Genomic DNA, 15,666 nt, shown 5'->3' with positions numbered 1-15,666 from the left:
GTCTTCTCCTTACCCAATCGTAATCTTTTCCTGCGGCAGCTGACTGGGCGGAGTCACACGGCTGCCCGCCGCAGCATAGATCAGCGTCAGCCCACCCACGCGGCCAAAATACATCAGCGCGATCAGCACCAGCCTTGAAGCCGCGCCCAGCGTGGGCGTTACACCCATGGTGAGTCCCACGGTGCCGATAGCGGAAGCGGACTCGAACAGCGCGGCCGTCAAGGGTACGCCATCCAGCAATCCCAGCAGGGCCGCGCCCAGCAGAAACAGAGCGAAGTACAGAAAGAACAGTGCCGCCGCGCTGCGGGGCGTCTCTGGTGTGAGCCGCTTGCCAAAACACCGAACGTCCGCCTTGCGGCGGTATACCGACCGGACGCACATGACAAGCGTGGCCAGCGTGGTGACCTTGAAGCCTCCGGCGGTGGATCCCGGCGCGCCGCCGGTGAGCATCAAAAACACCGTCAGCAAAATAGACGGCTCTGACATCTGCGCATAATCGACGGTGTTAAAGCCTGCCGTCCGGGGCGTCACCGCCTGAAATGCCGACGCCAGCACTCTCTCCCCCATCGGCATTCCCTGCCATCGGGCGGCATTGAACTCCCAGATGAAAAAGCATACAGCCGGAATCAGCAACAGCGCCGCCGTGGTGGTCAAAATCAGCTTGCTCTGCAAGCGGTAGGCCCGCAGGTGGAAGCGATTTCGATAAAAATCATCCCATGTGAGAAAGCCCACCCCGCCCACAAAGATCAGGCCCATAATGGTCAGGCACACCAGCGGGTCCCTCGTGTATCCGGTGAGCGAGGAAAAAGGCCCCCGCTCTCCCATCAGATCAAACCCCGCATTGCAAAAAGCGGAGACTGCATGAAATATGGCGAACCACAGGCCCTTCCAATGGTATTCCGGCACAAACCGCAGCGCCAGCAGCACTGCGCCCACGCCCTCTACCACAAGAGTGGTCTTCACGATGAAGCCGGTAAGCCGGACAATGCCGCCCACCTGAGGTGCGTCGATAGATTCCTGCATCATAAATCGCTGCCGCAGACCGATTTTCCGTCCGGACAGGATAAACGCCGTCACCGCCATGGTAACCACGCCCATTCCGCCAATCTGGATCAGCAGTAAAATGACCACCTGCCCAAATGGGGCCCAATAGGTGAATGTATCCCGCACCACCAGCCCCGTCACACAGGTGGCGGAGGTGGCGGTGAACAGTGCGTCCAGAAACGGCGTGGCATGGCCGCTGCGGGCGGCAAATGGCAGCATCAGCAGCACTGTTCCCAGCCCAATCAGGGCCAGAAAGCCCAGCAAAACCACCCGCGCGGGGGACGTCTGCTTTTTTATAGTCTCCATTGCATCGCTCCCAGTTTAAAATAGGGTGATCTGGCTGGTTTCCGCCATTCCGGCAAAAGCTCCCAGCTTTTTGAGCTGTTCAATATGGGTCTTGGAGAGTTTATTGCAGCACATGGAAAATTCCTCGATGGAGATGAAGGTCTTTCCCTTCCGCTTTTCCACCGTATCAATCGCCGCCGTCTCTCCCAGACCGTGTACTGCGGTGAACGGCGGCAGAAGCCCCTTTTCGGTCACCTTGAATTTCGTCGCCTCAGACTCGTAGATACTGATGGTGTCGAAGTGGAAACCGCGCAGATAAAACTCGTAGCATACCTCCAGTGTGGTCATCAAATCCTGCTCCACATTGGATGCGTCTTTATTGTTCTCAATTTCCCGAATTTTCCGTTTCACCGCGTCCTTGCCCGCGCAGCAGTATTCCGCGTCAAAGGCTTTGGCCCGGACGGAGAAAAATGTGGCGTAGAAGGCCAGCGGCTCGTGTACCTTGTACCACGCGATGCGAAACGCCATCGTAACATATGCCACGGCGTGAGCTTTTGGGAACAGGTAGCCGATTTTCGCCAGCGAATCGATGTACCAGTCCGGCACATCGTGCTCGTGCATGGCCTCCACCCAGCCGTCCTGAAAGCCGCCTTTTTTAACCTTGCCTTTTCGGACGGCCTCCATAATCTTGAAGCTCATTTTCGCGTCCAAACCCTTGGAGATGAGATACAGCATAATATCGTCCCGGCAGCCCACCGTTTCCAAAACGGTGGCGGTACCACTCACGATCAGCTCCCGCGCATTGCCCATCCACACGTCCGTACCGTGGGAAAAACCGGAAAGGCGCACCAGCGTGTTGAAATCCTTCGGCCGGGTGTCCATCAGCATCCCGCGGGTAAACCGTGTGTTGAATTCCGGAATGGCCACGGCTCCCGTCTCCCCCACCACATCGTCGTGTTCATAGCCCAAAACCTTGCTGGAGGTAAAAATGGACATGGTGTCCGGGTCGTCCAGCGGGATGGAATGAGGGTCTACACCGGTCAAATCCTCCATCATGCGGACCATGGTGGGATCATCATGCCCCAGCATGTCCAGCTTCAGGAGGTTCGCTTCCATGGAGTGGTATTCAAAATGGGTGGTGATGATGTCGCTCTCCGAATCGTCCGCCGGATGCTGGACGGGGCAGAAATCCTCCATCTCCATATCGTCCGGCACAACGACAAGGCCCCCGGGGTGCTGGCCTGTGGTGCGGCGAACGCCCACGCAGCCGAGAGTCAGTCGGTTTTCCTCCGCCCGGCCCGCGGTCATTCCGTTTTCTTCCAGATACTTCTTCACCATGCCGAAAGCCGTCTTCTCCGCCAGCGTACCGATAGTGCCCGCGCGAAAGACCTGCGTTTCGCCAAACATCTCGATGGCGTGGCGGTGGGCCTTGGCCTGATACTCACCGGAGAAGTTCAGGTCAATATCCGGAACCTTTCCGCCGCCGAAGCCAAGGAACGTCTCAAACGGGATGTCGAATCCGTCCTTCACGTACTTCGTGCCGCACACGGGGCACATCTTATCCGGCATGTCCGCACCGCAGCCATAGGAGCCATCCTGAATAAACTCTACATTTTTGCATTTGGGGCAGCGGTAGTGGGGCGGCAGAGAGTTCACCTCCGTGATGCCCGACATGTAAGCCACCAGAGACGAGCCAACAGAGCCTCGGGAGCCGACCAGATAGCCGTTTTCCAAAGACCGCTGCACCAGCTTCTGGGCGGACATGTATACCACGTCGTACTTACCCAAAATGCTGCCTAGTTCCACATTCAGCCGGTCGGTCACGATTTGAGGCAGCTCCTCGCCGTACAGCTCGTGGGCCTTTTCCCAGACCATGCGGTTCAAATCCTCTTCGGAGTTTTCAAGGCGCGGCGGATACAGATCCGGCGGCAGCAGCTCGAAACTCTCGATACTATCCGCCACAGCCCGGGTATTGGTCACCACCACCTCATAAGCCTTTTCCTTTCCGAGATAAGAAAATTCCTTCAGCATTTCGTCGGTGGTTTTGAAGTAAATGGGAAGGCTGGAATCGGCGTCTGCAAACTTTTTGGACGCCAGCAGGATATGGCGGTACACTTCATCCTCCGGCTCCCGGAAGTGAACGTCTCCGGTGGCGCAAACGGGCTTGTTCAGCTCTTCGCCCAGCCGGACAATGGTTCGATTCAACTCCCGCAGCTCCTCTTCACTGCGCACGTCTCCGTTGCGCAGCATGAACATGTTGTTGCAGATGGGCTGAATCTCCAGATAGTCGTAATAGGAGGCGATGCGCTTCAACTCGTCCCAGTCCTTATGGTCCGCTACGGCACGGAACAGTTCTCCCGCCTCGCAGGCCGCGCCCACGATAATGCCCTCGCGATACTGATTCAACAGCGTCTTGGGCACGGTGGGGACGCGCTTAAAATGCTTCATATTGGAAGCCGTGATGATTTTATAGAGGTTTTTCAGGCCCACCCGGTTCCGCGCCAGCAAAATAATGTGCTTCGGGAAACGGTTGGACTTGCTTCCAAGGGGGCGCAGCTTTTCCATCTCCGCATTGACCTCCTGAAGCCGCGTCACGCCCTTTTCCTTCAGCATCTTCCAGAACGGAATCAGCATATAGCCCACGGTCGCGCCGTCATCGCTGGCCCGGTGGTGGTTGAAGGCGGGCAGGTCCAGTTCCTCCGCCACGATGTCCAGCTTATACTTGTTCAGCTTTGGCAGCAGGTTCTGGGCCAAAATTAGGGAGTCTACATAGGTGGGATGGAACTCCAGACCCGTTTTTTTGCACCCCTCCCGGATGAAGCTGATATCGAACTCCGCGTTGTGGGCCGCCAGCGGACGGCCATTCACAAATTTCAAAAATTCCGTCAGCGCGTCCTTCAGCTTGGGTGCTCCCTTGAGCATCTCGTCTGTAATACCGGTGAGGCCGATGATCTCCGGCGTCAGCCGCCGCTCCGGGTCCACAAAGGTCTGAAATGTCTCCGTGATCTCCCCGTTTTTCAGCACCACCGCACCGATTTCCGTGATGGCCTCCTGCATGACCTTCAGGCCCGTCGTCTCAATATCGAAGCAGACGAATTCTCCGTCCAGATCGCAGTCCTGCGTCCCGTGGACGGCCACCCGGTCGTCCAGATTGTTGATGAAGTAGCCCTCCATGCCATAGAGGATTTTGATTTTGTCCCCGGCGGCGTGCCACGCGTCCGGAAAGGACTGGGCCACGCCGTGATCCGTGATGGCGATGGCGGGATGGCCCCAGCGTATGGCCTCCTTCACCACCTCCTGCGTGTCGGTGAGGGCGTCCATATTGCTCATGCGGGTATGCAGGTGCAGTTCCACCCGCTTCACTTCGGCGGTGTCCTCCCGCTCTTTATGGGCGACGGAGTTGATGATAAAGGGCGCCATCTGAATGTCCTTGCCGTCCCATGTCGGTTCCATTTTTCCCTGCACCGCAACCCACATGCCGGGCTTTAATTTGCCGTCCAGCTTGTTTGCTTCGGCGGAAGTCAGGTTTTTCTGTATCGTGACCGATCCGGTATAGTCGGTGATGTCAAAACTCATCCGCCACAGGCCGGGTCGGCGCGTTTCGTGGCAGTCAAAGGCAAAAATCTTTCCAATGACGGTAGCCTTTCCGGTCTTTAAATCCAGCGACCCAACCGGAACGGTTTTGCCGCTGAGCTTCTTGTCTCCGTAAAGCACGTCTTTCACCGCGCCGTCCCGCTTCTTCTCTGCCGCGCCCTGCGGGGCATAGCGCTCCGCTTCCCGCATCGGCTCCGGCGCGCGGAACACAGCTTTAATTCGCGTCTCGGTAAAGCCGTATACCGCACAGATTTCCCGACTCAACTCCTTCAAATCCCCGTCGTTCAGCTCCGAACGTGTCTCCATCTGCAAATCAATGGTTCGCAGCGTCTTATCGATGGCCGCGCCGGTGAGCAGCGCCCCGTCCATCTTTGCCCGCAGGGCCGGAGGAGGCGTTACATCCGCAAACATACTGGAAAATGCGATTTTTGACATTTTTTTCAATCCTAACCCGCTTGTATTTGAGAAGTACCCATTCCATTCGTCGCAGCTTTTGAAGGTGTCGCTTCAACACCGCGTTTTTCCCCGGTGTGAAAATTCCCGTGAGCCGCGCTGCTCAATTGAACCAGGCCTTCCTTACAATTTCTCGATTTCCGCCAACAAGGCGTCTACCAGCTGTTCCTGAGGAACCTTATAAAGGATTTCTCCCTTACGGAACAGCAGTCCTTCCCCGTTGCCCCCCGCAATGCCGATATCGGCGGCGGAAGCCTCTCCCGGTCCGTTGACGGCGCAGCCCATCACCGCTACCGTAATGTTTTTCCGGCAATTCGCCAGCCGCCGCTCCACTTCCTCCGCCATGGGGATCAGATCAATCCGGGTCCGGCCGCAGGTGGGGCAGGCAATCAGGTTCACGCCGTCACGGCGCAGTCCCGCGGCCTTCAAAATCTTTTTAGCCGCGTAAATTTCCTCCGCCGGGTCCGCCGTCAGCGTCACGCGAATGGTGTCTCCGATACCAAGGCACAGAAGGCCCCCGATGCCCATGGCGGATTTCACAAGACCCATAGACGGCGTTCCCGCCTCGGTCACGCCCAAGTGGAGTGGATAATCCGTCCGCTGTGCGAGCAGGCGGTATGCCGCCATGGTCAGCGGCACGTCGGAGCACTTGACGGAAATGCAGATATCGTCAAAATCAAATTTGTTCAGCAGCGCCACATGGCCCATGGCGCTCTCCACCAGTGCCTCCGCCGTCACGCCGCCGTACTTGGCCCGCAGATCCTTTTCCAAGGACCCGCCGTTGACGCCGATGCGGATGGGGATCCCCTTTTGGCGGCAGATATCCGCCACCGCCTTTACCTTTTCTTCCCCGCCGATGTTGCCGGGATTGATGCGGATAGCGTCGATACCCCGCTGGGCGCATTCCAAAGCGTATTTGTAATTAAAATGGATATCCGCGATGAGCGGGATGGAGATTTGCTCCTTAATTTTATCCACAGCCTCTGCCGCCGCCGCATCGGGAATGGCCACCCGGATGATCTCGCACCCGGCGGCTTCCAACGCTTTGATCTGCGCCACGGTAGCCGCCACGTCGTCGGTCTTCGTGTTGCACATGGACTGAATGGACACGGCTGCCCCACCGCCCACAGGAACAGTGCCCACCATCAATTGTTTTGTCATCGGTAAACCTCCCTCACTGGAACAGCTTTGTCACATCCTGCAAGGTCACCAGCAGCATGAATCCAAGCAGAACCACCAGCCCTCCGAAATTAACGGCGGACTCGTATTTTTCAGGAATGCGCTTTTTGAACAATGCCATGGTAATGGCGTCCAAGGTCAAAAACAGCACCCGCCCGCCGTCCAGTGCCGGAAGGGGCAGCAGATTCATCACCGCCAAATTAACGGCAATCAGCGCTGTGAAGTACAGGATGTTTTCCAGCGCGTCCCGGGCGCTCTCCGACTCCTGCCCCACCTGTGTGATGGTGGAGACGATACCTACCGGGCCGCTGAGATCCTTGATCCCTGCGTCGCCCCGCACCAGCATCTGAAGGCTGATGCGCACAGTCCGCACGAAGTCAATGGTGTTGTACCACGCGGTTTTCACCTTGCCGGACACCGTGGCAGGCTCCACCTCGTTGATATAGTAAAGCCCGTAGCCCCGATAGACCTTACCGTCCTGAGACGTGCAGTCCTGATAAGGAATGCCGGCAAGGTTCACTTTTTCTCCGTCCCGCAGCACCGTCAATTGCAGATTATCCTCCTGACCGCTCAGGCTCATCAGCAGCGACACATCGCTGCTGACATACACCCGCTCGCCGTTGATGGCCCAGAGAACATCGCCCGCCTGAAGCGTCTCGCCGTTGTTGGCGGTAAACTCCGGGGCCGTACCGGTGACGGTGGGGACATAAAACCCGCCCGCGCCGGAGTAGAGAATCAGCAAAATCACAAATCCCGTCAAAAAATTGGAAAAGGACCCGGCCACGAAGATGACCAGCTGCTTCCAGTATCCCTGTCGGTTGATGGCGCGGGGATTGTCCGAAGTCTCGTCCTCCCCCTCCATGGCACAGTAACCGCCAATTGGGAACACCCGCAGGGAGTATTGCGTCTCCCCCTTCGTCCTGCTGAACAGGGCCGGGCCCATGCCGATGGAAAACTCATTTACCTGCACACCGCAGGCTTTCGCAGCCAGAAAATGACCCAGCTCGTGGAGGGCGATCAGTACGCCGAACATGAGAATTGCCGCGAGAATATAGACGATCGTCATAAATGCTCCTAACTAGAGCAGGATTCATAAATATCAACAGCAATTGCCGCGTCAAGCGTTCCGCCGTGGGCATTTTGGTATCAAAGCGATTGCATCGCGGCCTTGCTGTCACTATTTCTGAACCTTGCTCTAAAAATTCAGCTCATTCCGAGAGAACGGCTCCCCGAGCGGCAGCGTCTGCTTTCAGAATATCCGCAAGGGACGGATGATATACCACCGGGACAGACTCCCGCGCCTTTTTTACCAGCCGGGAGATGTCGTTAAAGCCGATCTTCTCCTGTAAAAACAGGCCCACTGCCGCCTCGTTGGCTCCATTCAAAATGGCGCAGGCGGTTCCGCCTTCCTTCGCGGCGGCTTCTGCCAGCGCGAAGCACGGGAATGCCTCCCGATCCGGCGCGGCAAAGGTCAGCGGTGGGCAGGTCAAAAGGTCCAGCGGCTCCGCCGGATTCTCCCCCCGCCGGGGATACGTAAACGCATATCGAATGGGAAGCCGCATATCCGGCGTTCCCAGCTGAGCCAGCACCGCTCCATCCCGATACTCCACCAGAGAATGGACGATGCTCTGCCGGTGGATCAGCACATCCACCTGCTCAAGCGGCAGGCGGTAAAGCCGCATGGCTTCGATGACCTCCAGCCCCTTGTTCATCAGAGTGGCGCAGTCCACCGTGATTTTCGGGCCCATTTTCCAGTTGGGATGACGTAAGGCATCTTTCCTTGTCATGCCTTCCAGTTCCTCAAATTTCTTCCCAAAAAACGGACCGCCGGAGCAGGTCAGCAGCAGACGCTTGATCTCCCGGCGGTCTGCACTGCCCTGTAAGCACTGAAAGATGGCGGAGTGCTCCGAATCCACCGGAACAATCTCTGCGCCGTATCGATCCGCGGCATCCATGACCAGTTCCCCGGCGCACACCAGCGTCTCCTTGTTTGCCAGCGCGATGCGCTTTCCCTTCTCAATGGCAGTCAGTGTGGGCGTTAGGCCCACCATGCCCACCACAGCGGTAACCACTGTGTCCGCCTCTTCTATTGCCGCCGCCTCGACAAGTCCCTCCGGACCGGAAAGAACCTTGACGTTCAAGTCCCGCACCCGCCCGGCAAATTTCTCTGCGGCGTCAAAATCGTACAATGCCACAAGACGCGGCAGAAACTGCCGCGTCTGCCGCTCCAGTAAGTCCAAGTTCCCGCCCCGAGCAGTCAAAGCCGCCACGGAGAGTCCCAGCTGCTCGGCCACGTCCAGCGTCTGCCGCCCGATGGAGCCGGTAGCACCTAAAAGTGAAATCGTTTTTGTCATCATGTCACCCTGTTACAAAATTCTGAGGGCAAGCCAAACAAACGGCGCAACAAAGGTCACGCTGTCAAACCGGTCCAGCACGCCGCCGTGTCCCGGCAGGAGATTTCCGTAATCCTTCACGCCAAATTCCCGCTTAATCACGGAAAAGCTCAGATCGCCGATCTGGCTGACGGCACTGCCCGCAAGACCCAGTAAAATCACCTGTCCCCAAGTTAAAAACGACAAACCCAGCAGCCACAGGCCGACCAGCTTTATCAGTGCAAGACCGATCACGCCGCCAAGCAGACCGCCCACGGCCCCCTCCACCGTCTTTTTCGGGCTGACGGGTGTCAGTTTGTGCTTGCCGCAGAGCAGCCCGCCGAACAGGGCGAAGGTGTCGCTGCCGAAAGCAATCCCCAACGGCACGAACACCAACAGCTGCCCGTAATCCTCCAGCCGCAGCAACAGCAGGCAGGACATCATCAGCGGGAATATGCCTCCGGCAAACAGCGCGGCGGTCACGTCCGAAAAAGTGATGCGTTTGTCGTCGGTATAGTCCAGAACCGCGCTTAAAAACACCAGCAGCACAAGCGCCAGCGCCAGTGCGGCTGTCAGCGGAAGGTCTGCCAAAACCGCCAGATACATCCGCTGCGTCCTGTCAACAACCAACTCTTCGTACATGACAGCGGGAAAGACCGCCGCCACCAGCACCGTCAGACGCGCCAGCTTTTCGCCGCCCTCGCCTGCCACGGCCCGCATCAGCTCCCATGCGCCCACGCCGCATAGGGCCATTGCCAGCAACATGGTTGCCATCTCCGGTGCAAAGCCCAAGATCAGAATTAGCGCCGGGATACCGACCACGGCCACCATCACTCGTTTGAACATACGACCAATCCTTATCTGTGAAGCTATTTCACTTCACGCCGCCAAACCGGCGGTCTCTATTCTGATAGGCCACAATGGCCCGGTCAATCTCCGCCTCGTCAAAGTCCGGCCAAAGAGCGTCCGTAAAATAGAACTCTGAATAAGCGCACTGCCACAGCAGGAAATTACTCAGCCTCAGCTCACCGCTGGGCCGAATAATCAACTCCGGGTCCGGAATGCCTGCGCTGTCCAGATACCCGGAAAAAGCCACGTCGTCCAGCTTCTCCGGCTTCCGCGTTCCTGCGGCACAGTCGGCCGCAAAGCGGCGGACCGCCCGCAGAATCTCGTCCCGTCCGCCATAGTTTAGACAGATGTTGGCCTGAAAATCCCGCCGGTCCAAATGTTCGGTAATCTCATCCGTCTCGTGGGCCAAAGCCCGAAGTTCCGGAGAAATCGGCGTCATGTCGCCAAAAAACTTCAGTCGGATGCTGTCCCGCTCCATGGAGTCAATGGCCTCCAGCAGATACTTTTTCAAAAGCGTCATGATCGCGCCGACCTCAGTCTCCGACCGCTTCCAGTTCTCCGTGGAAAAGGCGTACACCGTCAGGTACTGGATACCCAAATCCTTGCAATAGGTCGCAATCTTCCGAAACGTCTCCGCTCCGGCCTTGTGTCCGGCGGTGCGGGGCAGGCCCCGTCTCGTCGCCCAGCGGCCATTGCCGTCCATAATGATGGCAATGTGGCGAGGCAGGCGGCTTTTGTCCACCTGCCCCGCCTGCTTGCCTGAAAATTCGTTTGCCATCAGACCGCCATCAATTCCTTTTCCTTGGAAGCCAGCATGTCTTCCAGCTTCTTGCAGCTGTCATCCGTCATTTTCTGAAGATCCTTCTCCGCCTGCTTCAAATCGTCCTCGGTAATATCGGTGGCTTTCTCCGCCTTCTTGAATGCTTCCATAGCATCCCGGCGGATGTTGCGAACGGCTATCTTACCATTTTCCGCATATTTATGGATCTGCTTCACCAGCTCCTTGCGGCGCTCTTCCGTCAGCTGGGGAAAGCTGAGACGCAGACTCTTTCCGTCGTTTTGCGGATTGATGCCCAGATCGGAGTTCTGAATCGCCTTTTCGATGGCCTTCACTGCCGTGGCATCCCAAGGCTGGATTACCAGCGACCTGGGGTCGGGAGAGGCGATAGAGGCAATCTGCTGAATGGGGGTAGGCGTTCCGTAGTAATCCACGGTGATCCGATCCAGAACGCCGGCGTTGGCCCGGCCTGCCCGCACGGCGGCAAAGTCGGCGGCCACGGACTCGATGCTCTTTTTCATCTTGTCCTCATAAATCTTGTATTCCTCTTTTTGCATGGTGGTCACTCCTTCACAATCGTTCCAATTTTTTCCCCGCATACCGCGCGGATGATATTTTCAGGGTCCTTCAGCGCAAACAACAGCACCGGGATATGGTTGTCCATGGACAGCGACGTGGCGGTGGAGTCCATCACCATCAGGTGCTGCGCCAGCACATCATCATAGGTAATCGAGTCATACTTCACGGCAGAGGGGTCTTTCGCCGGGTCGGCGGAGTATACGCCGTCCACGTTCTTGGCCAGCAAAATCACATCTGCGCCGATCTCAGCCGCCCGCAAAACAGCGGCGGTATCGGTGGAGAAAAACGGGTTGCCGGTGCCGCAGCCAAAAATCACCACACGGCCCTTTTCCAGATGCCGGATGGCTTTGGAACGGATATAGGGTTCTGCAAAAGACCGCATTTCGACAGCGGTCTGCACCCGGACCTCCATGCCCCGCTGTTCCATTACATCAGCCACCGCCAGACAATTCAAAACGGTTGCAAGCATTCCCATGTGATCCGCGCGGGTACGCTCCATTTTTCCGCCGCCGTCCTTGACGCCGCGCCAGAAATTGCCGCCGCCCACCACGACGCCCACCTGAACGCCCATGGCGATGCACTGCTTAATCATGTCGCAGACCTCGCCGATCATCTGGAAATCAAGGCCGGTGTGCTTCTCTCCGGCCAGCGCCTCCCCGCTGATCTTCAGCAGGACACGCTTGTAGACAGGTTTTGCCATTTTGCAAACCTCCATTGTATTCATATGGTGCTATTCTACCAAATTTCACGGCCTTTGGAAAGGGGAAATCAAAGTTTTTTCAAGAAAAAGCGCAGGGGGCTTATCGCCCCCTGTGCTTCTCTTTCCGTTGTTCCTCCCGGAGTGCGAACTGCCGCTCTTTTTCCGCCTCCCGCTGCTCACGGGACCGGGTTTTTCGAGCCTGTTTTCCCTGTTCCTGCTGGAGCTTCAGCGCTTGCTGGGCCTTGGTTCCAATGGTGCTGTCCTGACGGGTCTGCTTTTGGATCATTCGCTGCATCCGCTTGGGATTCATGCACCGCTCCTCCAGTTCCGCCGCCTCTATCGAAGGGCTGAACCGCAACCGGCCAAAGTTTGAAAGCAAAAACTCGTAGACCTCATAATCCTTCGGCTCCGCACCGAAAACAATGCGGCTCACCTCGTAACTTCCACTCTCTTGCCGCTCGTACAATCCGACCCAAAAGGGGTTCTCAAAATACACGGTTAATCTTGACATGGACGCTGCCATATCCATTCCTCCTTTAGACTTTGAAACAAGGAACGGACAACCAAAGGAGGCAGGTTACTGATACCCAAACAGGTACTCCCGGACTACCTACCGGGACGTGTTTTTATCCTTGCAGCATATGAAATTTTCGGGCAATACCGCACAATCTTTACGCGGTTTGCTTGCAATCGCCTTTATTTTCCGCAGACCTCTTCCAACAGTGCAATCAGCTGTTCCCGGCCCGTGCCCTTTTCCGCGGAGAAGGGTACCAGCGGCTCATCGTCCGTCATCTCCAAAGTCTGGCGGATAAGAGCCAGATTGGGCTCTACTTCCCGTGCCTTCAGCTTATCCATTTTGTTAGCCACCACGATTTCGGGACATCCGCTCTCCAGAAACCAGTTATGCATGGTCACATCGTCTGCAGTGGGCTTGTGGCGGGCGTCCACAATCAGAACACCCACCGTGATAATATCGCTCTCGTCCTGAAAATACTGCTCCATCAGTCGGCCCCACCGCTCTTTTTCCGAGCGGCTCACCTTTGCGTAGCCGTATCCCGGTAAGTCCACCAGCCACGCCTTGCCGTCCACCTTAAAATAGTTGATCTGGGTGGTTTTTCCCGGCGTCGCGCCCACGTAGGCCAGATTTTTTCGGCTCACCAATCGGTTGATGACCGAGGACTTGCCCACGTTGGACCGGCCGGCGAAGGCCATCTGGGGCAGACCGTCCCGCAGGAAATCCTTTGGGTCCGCCGCAGAGCGCATAAATTCCGCTTTTGTAAAATTCACTAGGCACTCACCTCCTCATTCTTTTTGTATCGCATCTTCCCCGCGCTCACTTGGGCGCGGCAAAGCTCCGCTCTCTCACTGCCGCAGGGCGTCTCCGCTGTTTTCCCGAGCGGGTGCGAATGCCGCCACCGGCGTCTGCTCCTGAGGCTCCGGCTTTTTTTCCACGCGGCTCTTTATCCGGGCCGGGGCCGGACACAGCGTCCGACTCAGAACCTCGTCCACGTTGCTCACGGGGACAAACTCCAGCGCAGCCCGAACAGTCTGGTCGATCTGCTCCAAATCCCGCACGTTATCCGCCGGAATCAGCACCGTCTTGATACCGTTGCGCAAAGCCGCCATGGTCTTTTCTTTCAGTCCGCCGATAGGCAGCACCCGGCCCCGCAGGGTGATCTCCCCTGTCATGGCCAGTCCCGCCCGAATTTTCCGCCCGGTGAGGGCAGAGCACAGCGCGGTTGCGATGGCGATACCTGCGGAGGGTCCATCCTTGGGGACCGCGCCCTCTGGAAAGTGGACATGGATATCCTTGTTCTTGTGAAACTCCGGGTCAATGTCATAAATCTCCACCCGGCTGCGCAGACAACTCAGCGCCGCCTGCACGGATTCCTTCATCACGTCGCCCAAGTTTCCGGTCAGTTCCAGCTTTCCGGACCCATCCATCACGTTGGCCTCGACCTCCAGAATCTCACCGCCAACCTCTGTCCACGCAAGACCGTTGACCACGCCGATTTCCTCCCGGTCCGTGTGGAGCGCAGGGGGATAGGGCAGCATATCCAGCAGCTCGTGCAGGTCTTTTTCTGTCACGGTAATCCGCTTTACATCCGTTGTCAGAAGGCGGACATCCGCCTTGCGGCACAGTGCCGCAACCCGTCGCTCCAGAACGCGGACTCCGGATTCCCGTGTGTAGTCCCGGATCATAGCCCGGAGGGCGTCGTCCTCCACCCGGAGCTGAGACTTTTTCAAACCATGCTCCTTGAGCTGCTTGGGCAGCAGATGATTTTTGGCAATTTGCAGTTTTTCCTCGTCAGTATAGCTGCCAAGTTCAATGACCTCCATCCGGTCCAGCAGAGGCCGGGGGATGGTATCGGTGGTGTTGGCAGTGGTGATAAACATCACCTTGCTCAAATCCACAGGTATCTCCATAAAATGGTCCCGGAAGGAGCCGTTCTGCTCGCTATCCAGCACCTCCAGCAGAGCCGAGGCCGGATCGCCCCGGTAATCACTGCCCAGCTTGTCGATTTCGTCCAGCAGCAGCAAGGGGTTCATAGATTTGCTACGGCTGATCGCTTCAATGATGCGGCCGGGCATGGAGCCTATGTAGGTTTTCCGGTGACCCCGGATATCCGCCTCGTCCCGAACACCGCCCAGAGACAATCGAGCCAGTTTTCGGTTCAGCGCCTTGGCGACAGAGATGGCGATGGAGGTCTTGCCCACGCCGGGAGGACCAACCAGACACAGAATCTGGCCCTTCCCGCCAGGGTTCATCTGCCGGACGGCGATCGTCTCCACGATGCGCTGCTTCACCTTGTCCAGACCAAAATGATCTCTATCCAGAATTTTTCGGGCGGCCTCCACGTTCAGCCGCTCCTTTGTAACGGTGTTCCACGGCATCTCCAAGCACACGTCCAGATAGTTGCGGATCACCGCACTCTCAGCGCTGGAATAGGGCTGCTTCGCCAGCTTATCCACCTCTTTCATCAGGTGGGTTTCCGTGTCCTCCGACAATTCCAACTGAAGAATCCGCATGCGGTACTCCTCCAGCTCATCGTCTCCGTCATCGCTCTCGCCCAGCTCCCCCTGCATCACCCGAATCTGGGCGCGCAGGATCTGCTCTCTCTGGGACCGGGCCAGCTGGGAGCGGACTTTGTCCTCCATCTCCCCTTCAAAGGCCAGCACATCGTTTTCCCGTGCCAGAAATTCATTCAGTTTCCGCAGGCGGATATAGGAGGAGGGTTCCTCCAAAATGCTCTGCCGTTCCTCCGCCCGCAGCTGGACGTTCTGGGCCAGAAAATCCGCCAAATATCCGGGGTCGCGGCAGTCCAGTACCTGTGCTTTCACCTCGTCCGGCACGCTGGGCGCCCGCTCGGCATATTCCTCAAACAGCACGGTTGTCTGCCGCAAAAGGGCCTCCGTCCGGGCGCTGTTCAAAAACGCCTCAGAGTCCTTTTGCTCCGGCAGCGCCTCAACATTCGCCTGCAAAAACGGCTCGGACTGCCACAGACGCTTCATCCGCGCCCTGCGGCCACCCTCTACCATCACGCGGACGCTCCCTTCGGATACGCGGAGAACCTGAGAGATATGGGACACGGTGCCCACGCGATACAGGTCCTTTTCGCCCGGCACAGCCGTTCCCAGTTCCTTTTGTGTTACCAGAAAAATTTCCTGATCCGTCTCCATGGCCCGGCTCAGAGCAGCAATGGAAATCGGCCGCTCCACGTCGAAGGTCAGATTCATATGTGGGAAAACCGTCAAGCCCCGCAGGGCCAGAACGGGAATATTCCAAGTTGTCAGCTCCATGGTCGGGTTCCTTTCTTTTACTGAAAAAGGGG

Annotated in this window: 12 protein-coding genes; all 12 read right to left on the bottom strand. The window is 57.4% G+C overall.

Annotation, left to right across the window (positions count from 1 at the left end; translation table 11 throughout):
• Window positions 1-9 precede the first annotated feature (9 nt).
• The 12 genes from ON16_RS08865 to lon all read right to left on the bottom strand — a co-directional run bounded on the left by ON16_RS08865 (window position 10) and on the right by lon (window position 15,634).
• The gene (locus ON16_RS08865; protein WP_040661325.1) at window positions 10-1,350 is read right to left on the bottom strand and encodes a TrkH family potassium uptake protein; all 1,341 of its coding nucleotides are present in this window, start codon (window positions 1,348-1,350) and stop codon (window positions 10-12) included.
• Window positions 1,351-1,365: 15 nt separating this feature from the next.
• On the bottom strand, window positions 1,366-5,358 hold the full coding sequence (locus ON16_RS08860; protein WP_243441803.1) for a PolC-type DNA polymerase III: 3,993 nt from the start codon (window positions 5,356-5,358) through the stop codon (window positions 1,366-1,368).
• Between the two features lie 141 nt (window positions 5,359-5,499).
• A complete protein-coding gene (gene ispG, locus ON16_RS08855) occupies window positions 5,500-6,537 on the bottom strand; it encodes a flavodoxin-dependent (E)-4-hydroxy-3-methylbut-2-enyl-diphosphate synthase (RefSeq protein ID WP_040661323.1) in 1,038 nt (345 codons plus the stop codon).
• A gap of 13 nt (window positions 6,538-6,550) precedes the next feature.
• A complete protein-coding gene (locus ON16_RS08850) occupies window positions 6,551-7,621 on the bottom strand; it encodes a M50 family metallopeptidase (RefSeq protein WP_040661322.1) in 1,071 nt (356 codons plus the stop codon).
• A 142-nt stretch (window positions 7,622-7,763) separates the two neighbouring features.
• A complete protein-coding gene (locus tag ON16_RS08845) occupies window positions 7,764-8,909 on the bottom strand; it encodes a 1-deoxy-D-xylulose-5-phosphate reductoisomerase (RefSeq protein ID WP_040661321.1) in 1,146 nt (381 codons plus the stop codon).
• A 12-nt stretch (window positions 8,910-8,921) separates the two neighbouring features.
• Complete coding sequence (locus ON16_RS15030; RefSeq protein ID WP_051131647.1) at window positions 8,922-9,773, bottom strand: phosphatidate cytidylyltransferase; 852 nt, start codon at window positions 9,771-9,773, stop codon at window positions 8,922-8,924.
• 28 nt (window positions 9,774-9,801) lie between these two features.
• Entirely contained in the window at window positions 9,802-10,554 is a 753-nt protein-coding gene (uppS, locus tag ON16_RS08835; protein WP_040661320.1) for a polyprenyl diphosphate synthase, read from the bottom strand.
• On the bottom strand, window positions 10,554-11,111 hold the full coding sequence (frr, locus tag ON16_RS08830) for a ribosome recycling factor (RefSeq protein WP_040661319.1): 558 nt from the start codon (window positions 11,109-11,111) through the stop codon (window positions 10,554-10,556). Before frr ends, uppS begins: the two co-directional genes overlap by 1 nt.
• Window positions 11,112-11,116: 5 nt before the next feature.
• The gene (pyrH, locus tag ON16_RS08825; protein WP_040661318.1) at window positions 11,117-11,833 is read right to left on the bottom strand and encodes a UMP kinase; all 717 of its coding nucleotides are present in this window, start codon (window positions 11,831-11,833) and stop codon (window positions 11,117-11,119) included.
• A gap of 100 nt (window positions 11,834-11,933) precedes the next feature.
• Complete coding sequence (locus ON16_RS08820) at window positions 11,934-12,356, bottom strand: YjdF family protein (protein ID WP_040661317.1); 423 nt, start codon at window positions 12,354-12,356, stop codon at window positions 11,934-11,936.
• A gap of 173 nt (window positions 12,357-12,529) precedes the next feature.
• Window positions 12,530-13,120, bottom strand: a complete 591-nt coding sequence (gene yihA, locus ON16_RS08815) for a ribosome biogenesis GTP-binding protein YihA/YsxC (RefSeq protein ID WP_081579643.1) — start codon at window positions 13,118-13,120, stop codon at window positions 12,530-12,532.
• Window positions 13,121-13,195: 75 nt separating this feature from the next.
• Window positions 13,196-15,634, bottom strand: a complete 2,439-nt coding sequence (lon, locus tag ON16_RS08810) for an endopeptidase La (protein WP_040661316.1) — start codon at window positions 15,632-15,634, stop codon at window positions 13,196-13,198.
• Window positions 15,635-15,666: the final 32 nt, after the last annotated feature.

Source organism: Oscillibacter ruminantium GH1 (genome assembly GCF_000307265.1).
GTDB lineage: Bacteria > Bacillota > Clostridia > Oscillospirales > Oscillospiraceae > Oscillibacter > Oscillibacter ruminantium.
Note: the sequence above shows the minus strand (reverse complement) of the source record. Positions and strands in the feature narration are given on the sequence as shown.